Origin of the sequence: uncultured Sphingorhabdus sp. (assembly GCF_937872355.1) — a bacterium.
In the GTDB taxonomy this organism is placed as follows: domain Bacteria; phylum Pseudomonadota; class Alphaproteobacteria; order Sphingomonadales; family Sphingomonadaceae; genus Sphingorhabdus_B.
Genome location: NZ_CALMSV010000192.1, coordinates 1 through 6532, shown reverse-complemented (window position 1 = coordinate 6532; position 6532 = coordinate 1). Strand labels below are relative to the sequence as shown.

8 protein-coding genes and 1 other RNA gene are annotated in these 6532 nt (G+C 57.3%); 5 read left to right on the top strand and 4 right to left on the bottom strand.

The features are described from left to right. The 4 genes from Q0239_RS12670 to tkt form a co-directional block, all read right to left on the bottom strand. Positions 1-468 (bottom strand): class I fructose-bisphosphate aldolase (locus Q0239_RS12670; protein WP_298603423.1); only part of this gene is annotated, 468 nt, incomplete at its 3' end. A gap of 84 nt (positions 469-552) precedes the next feature. Further along, positions 553-1752: a phosphoglycerate kinase gene (gene pgk / locus Q0239_RS12665; protein ID WP_298603421.1), complete on the bottom strand. Its 1200-nt coding sequence runs from the start codon at positions 1750-1752 to the stop codon at positions 553-555. Positions 1753-1764: 12 nt separating this feature from the next. Further along, positions 1765-2772: a type I glyceraldehyde-3-phosphate dehydrogenase gene (gene gap / locus Q0239_RS12660; protein WP_298603419.1), complete on the bottom strand. Its 1008-nt coding sequence runs from the start codon at positions 2770-2772 to the stop codon at positions 1765-1767. Positions 2773-2786: 14 nt separating this feature from the next. Then, complete coding sequence (gene tkt / locus Q0239_RS12655; RefSeq protein WP_298603417.1) at positions 2787-4754, bottom strand: transketolase; 1968 nt, start codon at positions 4752-4754, stop codon at positions 2787-2789. Positions 4755-4957: 203 nt separating this feature from the next. Between tkt and Q0239_RS12650 the strand changes: the two genes are divergently transcribed. The 5 genes from Q0239_RS12650 (at position 4958) to Q0239_RS12630 (ending at position 6472) form a co-directional block, all read left to right on the top strand. After that, positions 4958-5155 carry a hypothetical protein gene (locus Q0239_RS12650; RefSeq protein WP_298603415.1) on the top strand — a complete coding sequence of 66 codons (198 nt, stop codon included), beginning with the start codon at positions 4958-4960 and terminating at the stop codon, positions 5153-5155. After that, positions 5148-5486 (top strand): cell division protein ZapA, encoded by a 339-nt coding sequence (locus tag Q0239_RS12645; RefSeq protein ID WP_298603413.1) that lies wholly within the window; start codon positions 5148-5150, stop codon positions 5484-5486. The genes Q0239_RS12650 and Q0239_RS12645 overlap by 8 nt, the downstream gene beginning before the upstream one ends. A 10-nt stretch (positions 5487-5496) precedes the next feature. After that, positions 5497-5654, top strand: a non-coding RNA gene (ssrS, locus tag Q0239_RS12640) — 6S RNA. Between the two features lie 21 nt (positions 5655-5675). Next, positions 5676-6245 (top strand): 5-formyltetrahydrofolate cyclo-ligase, encoded by a 570-nt coding sequence (locus Q0239_RS12635; RefSeq protein WP_298603411.1) that lies wholly within the window; start codon positions 5676-5678, stop codon positions 6243-6245. Further along, positions 6242-6472, top strand: coding sequence for a DUF2842 domain-containing protein (locus Q0239_RS12630; RefSeq protein WP_298603409.1), 231 nt, complete (start codon positions 6242-6244; stop codon positions 6470-6472). The genes Q0239_RS12635 and Q0239_RS12630 overlap by 4 nt, the downstream gene beginning before the upstream one ends. The last annotated feature ends 60 nt before the right edge of the window (positions 6473-6532 follow it).

The window sequence follows — 6532 nt, the reverse complement described above, 5'->3', positions numbered from 1 at the left end:
CACAATAGCTGCGATGCCTTCGCGGTTGGCCGAATTGATAACCGAACGTTCCTTGGTGCCGAAAACGCCCAGCGCCTTCGAACGCGCGAGCAGCGCATCCAGTTCGGGCATCGGCTTCATCATCTGCACGCCACTGGCTTCGTCTTCGAGGCCTTTGTCGATCTTGATAAATGGCACCACGCCCTTTTCGATCAACGCCGCCGGGGTCGGCTTTCCGTTGACCGTACCATCCATTGTGCGTTCAAACAGGATTGCGCCAATCACACGGTCACCATTGAACGCCTTCGACCGTATGATCCGCGACCGCATATCGTGGATCAGGCCGAACATTTCCTCGTCATTGCTCCACGCGCCTTCTTCGATGCCATAGCCTTTGAGCGCCTTGGGCGTCGAGCCGCCGCTCTGGTCGAGTGCGGCGATAAAGCCCTGGCCTGCGGCAATCTTGGCGGTCATGTCAGCGGTGTTCATGGGAGCTCCCTATCTGTGCATACGTATGTCGCGGCGGCCATTAGCGTTCCATCGCGCAAGTCGCAACAGCTCGATTGGTAAAATTCAGGCGATGATTTCCAGCGCTTTGACGCCGGGCAATACCTTGCCTTCCATCCATTCGAGGAAGGCGCCGCCTGCTGTCGAAATGAAGGTAAAGTCTTGAGTCACGTCTGCATGCGCCAGCGCGGCAACGGTATCGCCACCGCCTGCGACCGACACCAGCGAACCTTCCTTGGTCAGCGCGGCAGCCGTTCTAGCCAGCGAAACCGTAGCAGCATCAAAGGGTTCGATTTCAAATGCGCCCATCGGACCGTTCCAGACCAAGGTGCGACAATTCTTTAATACATCGGCCAATGCTTCCACAGCAGCGGGGCCGACATCGAGGATCATTTCATCGGCCGCTACTTCATGCACGTTGACGGTGCGCACAGGCGGGGGGGCGCGGAACTCTTTTGCGACAACGACATCGTAAGGCAGATGCACCGTGCAACCGGCAGCATCGGCTGCATCCAAAATGGCGTTGGCAGTGTCGGCCAAATCATGCTCGCACAGTGACTTGCCCACATTCACACCGCGCGCGGCGAGGAAGGTGTTGGCCATGCCGCCGCCGATAATCAGATGATCTACTTTGGTGACGAGGTTGTTGAGCACATCGAGCTTGGACGAAACCTTGGCACCACCGACAACGGCAGCCACCGGATGCTCGGGCGCCCCCAATGCGGCTTCAAGTGCCTTGAGTTCAGCCTCCATCGAACGGCCAGCATAGGCGGGCAGCAAATGCGCCAAGCCCTCGGTGGTTACATGCGCACGATGCGCCGCTGAAAAGGCATCGTTGACATAAAGGTCGCCATTGGCGGCAATCGCCTTAGCCAGTTCGGGATCGTTTTTTTCCTCACCCGCCCAGAAACGGCTGTTTTCGAGCAGTGCGACGTCCCCATTGGATAGGATCGACAGCGATTGCGCAACAACATCGCCATAGATTTCAGGAACGAACATGATTTCGCGTCCCAGGACTTGCTGCAACGCATCCAGCGTCATCGAAACCGACATTTCGCTGTGCTTCTGCCCCTTCGGACGGCCGAAATGCGCCAGCAACAGCACCTTGGCACCCTTGGCCGAAAGTTCATTCACCGTCGGCGCAAGCGCGTGCATGCGGGTCAAATCGGTGACGCGGCCTTCCGCCATCGGTACGTTCAAGTCGACCCGCACCAAAGCGCGCTTGCCGGTTAGGTCGCCGAGGTCGTCAAGGGAGCGAAAGGCCATGACGTCGTTTCCTTAGATCAGACCAGCCATTACGCCAGCGGTGTCGACCATGCGGTTCGAGAAGCCCCATTCATTGTCGTACCAGCTGACAACACGAACCAACTTGCCTTCAAGCACAGTGGTTTCGAGGCTGTCGATGGTCGAGCTTGCCGGGCAGTGGTTGTAGTCGATCGAAACCAGCGGCTCGTCCGAATAAGCGAGAACACCCTTGAGCGCGCCTTCCGATGCTGCCTTCAGCGCCGCGTTGATTTCTTCAACGCTGGTATCGCGTGACGGAGTGAAGGTCAGGTCGACCAGGCTGACATTGGGGGTCGGAACGCGGATGGCAGAACCGTCAAGCTTACCCTTCAATTCGGGAAGCACTTCGGCAACTGCGCGTGCAGCGCCGGTGGTGGTCGGGATCATCGACATGCCGGCAGCCCGCGCGCGGCGCATGTCGCTGTGGATCTGGTCGAGGATCTTCTGGTCATTGGTGTAGGCGTGAACCGTGGTCATCAGACCGCGTTCAATACCGACGGTTTCGTGTACGACCTTGGCAAGCGGCGCGAGGCAGTTGGTGGTGCAGCTTGCGTTGGAAACAATCTTGTCATCTGACGTCAAGACGCCGTGATTGACGCCATAAACGATTGTCTTGTCGACATTCTTTGCAGGAGCCGAGATCAAAACGCGCTTGGCGCCGGCTGCCAGATGCTTACCCGCGCTGTCGCGATCGGTGAAGAAACCGGTGCATTCAAGCGCAATATCGACGCCATTTGCGCCATGCGGGAGGTTTGCCGGATCGCGTTCCGCAGTCACATGGATGCGCTTGCCATTGACGATGATGTCGGTGCCATCGGCCTCTACGGTGCCCGGAAATGCGCCATGGACGCTGTCGCGCTTGAACAGCAGCGCGTTCGACTTGGCGTCCGCCAGATCATTGATCGCGACCAGTTCAAGATCATGGTCATTCCGTTCGAGGATTGCGCGCGCGACGAGGCGGCCGATGCGGCCGAACCCATTGATCGCAACTTTGGTAGCCATATTAAATACTCCCTTTAAGCTTTTAACTTAGCTTGGATTTTATTTACAATTGTATCGACCGAGAAACCGAAATAGTTATACAGGTCTTCTGCTGGTGCCGAGGCACCAAAGCTGTCGAGACCGATGTTGAGGCCATCATTTCCGGTATAACGCTGCCAGCCCAAGGTGACGCCGGCTTCAATCGAAACCTTGAGTGCGTCGTTGGGCAGGATTTCTGCGCGATAAGCCGCGTCTTGAGCGTCAAAAAGTTCCCAGCTGGGCATCGAGACGACATCGGCACCCTGCCCTGCGGCTTCCAGTGCGTCTGCCACCTTCATCGCGAGTTCGACTTCCGATCCGGTTGCGATCAGGACGACCTTGCGCGACGCAGTCGCTGCACGCATGCGATAGCCGCCCTTCGCCGACATATTCTCGCTGACGTGGGTGCGCAGCTGCGGCAGATTTTGCCGTGAAAGTGCCAATAGCGACGGGCCCTTGCTGTTTTTCAGCGCCAGATCCCAGCATTCTGCGGTTTCGATTGTATCGCACGGACGGAAAACTGTGAGGTTCGGCATCGCGCGCAGGCTGACAATATGCTCGACCGGCTGGTGGGTCGGACCATCCTCACCCAGACCAATGCTGTCGTGCGTCATTACATAGACGACGCGCTGCTGCTGGATGGCGGACAGGCGGATGGCGTTGCGGCAATAGTCCGAAAATACCAGGAAAGTGCCGCCATAGGGGATGATACCGCCATGCAGCGCCATGCCGTTCATAGCGGCTGCCATGCCGAACTCGCGGATACCGTAATAGACATAGCGCCCTGCATAATCATCGCGCGTAAGCGGACCGGTCGACTTCGTCTTGGTGTTGTTCGATCCGGTAAGGTCTGCCGAACCACCCACCAGTTCCGGTATGGCCGCTGTCAGGACTTCAAGCACCATTTCAGATGCCTTGCGCGTTGCCACCTTTGCAGGATTGGCGATCAACGATGCCAGATAGTCTTGCATCGCATCGCTTTGCGGCAGCTCACCATTCATGCGACGCATGAACTCTGCACCATTAGCATTTGCAGATAAACGATTATTCCAATCGCCATGAGCAACTTCGCCGCGTTTGCCAGCAGCACGCCACGCATCGATAATTTCCGCCGGAATTTCAAACGGCGGATAGTTCCATCCCAGCTCGGCCCGAGTAGCGGCAATTTCGTCCGCCCCCAGGGGCGAACCGTGTGTTGCAGACGTACCCTGCTTATTTGGCGCGCCCTTACCGATCAGCGTGTTGCACGCAATTAATGACGGGCGACCGTCCGCAAGTGCAGCCTCTATCGCCCTAGAAATATCAGCAAAATCATGCCCATCGCAGCTTTCAACATGCCATCCGGTGGCGACATAGCGCGCCTTGATGTCTTCACTAGTCGAAAGGTCGGTGCTGCCGTCAATCGTTATGCGGTTATCGTCCCACAGCACAATCAGGCGGCCGAGCCCCAGATGCCCTGCCAGACCAATCGCTTCGTGATTGATACCTTCCATCAAACAGCCATCGCCGGCAATCACCCAGGTGCGGTGATCAACCAGTTCATCGCCGAAAACCGCATTCAAATGGCGTTCGGCAAGGGCCATTCCCACCGCCATAGCCAAGCCCTGCCCCAGAGGACCAGTCGTGCTTTCAACGCCTTCGAGTTCAATATTCTCGGGGTGTCCGGCACATGGACTATGCAACTGACGGAAATTGCGGATATTCTCGATGGTCGGGCTGGCATAGCCGCTGAGATACAGCGTCGAATAGGCCAGCATCGATCCATGGCCAGCCGACAAAACAAACCGGTCCCTATCGGGCCATTTCGGCGCAGAAGCATCATATTTCAGATATTTGGTGTAAAGAACGGTCGCGACATCGGCCATTCCCATCGGCATACCCGGATGGCCGCTATTAGCTGCCTGAACGGCATCCATTGAAAGCGCCCGGATCGCGTTAGCCATCATCTGAAGGTTGGCGGACATGCAAATTACCCCTTTTGCTGCCCGCTAGAGCAGCCCCAGCACAAAATTTCATGATGACTGCACGAGTCGGCTCGCGCCTCCTTTGGGGAGCGAGGCGGCACGGGTCAAGCCAAAGTCACGAAGAAATGCGGCAATCGAGCCCAGATCGCGCGTTGCCAATCGCCACAGTTTTGCTAGTTTGTCACAGGAACGGGGTACAAGCTATGGCACAACAACAAATGATCGAAGCAATCGGTCGACTGGAGCAGGCAATTTCCAGGCTTGAGCAAGCGAAATTACCGAAATTTGGCGCTGCCGATCCGGATCTGGAGCAGCGTTATTCCGCGCTGAAATCGGCCGCAGAGCAGGCTGTGGCCGAAATCGATCACTTACTTGCAAAGGAAGGGTCGACGCATGGCTGAGGTCAGGCTGAACATCGTTGGCCGCGAGTATATCGTGACCTGCCGTGACGGAGAAGAGCAGCGATTGATTGATCTCGGTCGCATGGTGGACACCAAGGCGCGCGAAGCAGGTGGCAGCGCGGGCGGACTGAATGAAAGCCGCCAGTTGCTGTTTGCGGCCCTTTTGCTGGCGGATCAACTCAATGAGGCCAATGGTGGCGTCGCAATGGTGCCTGCAAGCAAGACGATCGACGAGCAAACTGCGCTGAAAATGGCGCAATCACTCGACAAGCTGGCCGCACGCGTAGAATCTTTTGCTTCCGGGCTTGAGCAGGCAGGCCTGCACGCCTAGATTGGCTGTGGCGGGACTGCCCGGCACGAGCTGAAGAGAACATCCCTGAGGCGATAAAATCATCCAAGGGAGCTATCCCTGCCTGAGCCCTGGTTCAGGTTATATGGCGCCCACCTGACGTAATGGCGTCAGAGGATATTCCGGAAAACGACCCATGGTGGTTCCGCTACGTTTTTCAAAGGGTTGCAAGTGCCGCAAAGTGACGTCAAATCTGATCTGCGGCGGAAATTCAGGGCAACGCGCGACAATTTTGTCGCCAATCTGACGAGCGGCGAAGCAGCGATTTCGTTCAGCTGCCTGCCTTCCCCGCTTGCGCAACTCTGTACCCCTGGAAAGATTGTTGCGGGCTATGTCGCGATCGGCTCTGAAGCAGATCCTGCCAAATTGCTGACGGCCGCTGCCGAACAGGGATGCACGCTTGCTTTGCCTTATGTCACCAGCAAGACTTCACCGATGCGTTTTTTGCAATGGCAAGCCGGAGATCCGCTTGAAAATGGCCCCTTTGGGTTATCGCAACCCAAAGCCGATGCGCCCGAAGTAACGCCTGACATCGTGCTGGTTCCACTGGTTGCCTTTGATACGCAGCTGATGCGGCTCGGTCAGGGCGCAGGGCATTATGACCGTGCGTTGAGCGTGCTGGGTAACAGCATCGCGATCGGGGTAGCATGGTCGGTGCAATTGGCCGAAAACCTTCCTTCAGACCCTTGGGACATGCCCATGGATGCCGTTCTTACCGAAAGCAGCTGGATCAGTCGATGACCCCCCCTACCCCACCGCCACCGCCGACATGGCGCAAGCCCGCGGGCATGTTCATAATATTGGGCATTGTGGCGGTGCTTGCATGGATCATCGGAAGCCAGTCCGACGTCATTGGCGGTTGGCCGATCTGGTTGCAAGCGATTGTGTATCTGTTTTTGGGCACGATCTGGATCGCGCCTCTGCGGCCATTATTGCTGTGGATGGAAACAGGAAAATGGCGCGAGTGACGGGGCTCGAACCCGCGACCTCCGGCGTGACAGGCCGGCGCTCTAACCAACTGAGCTACA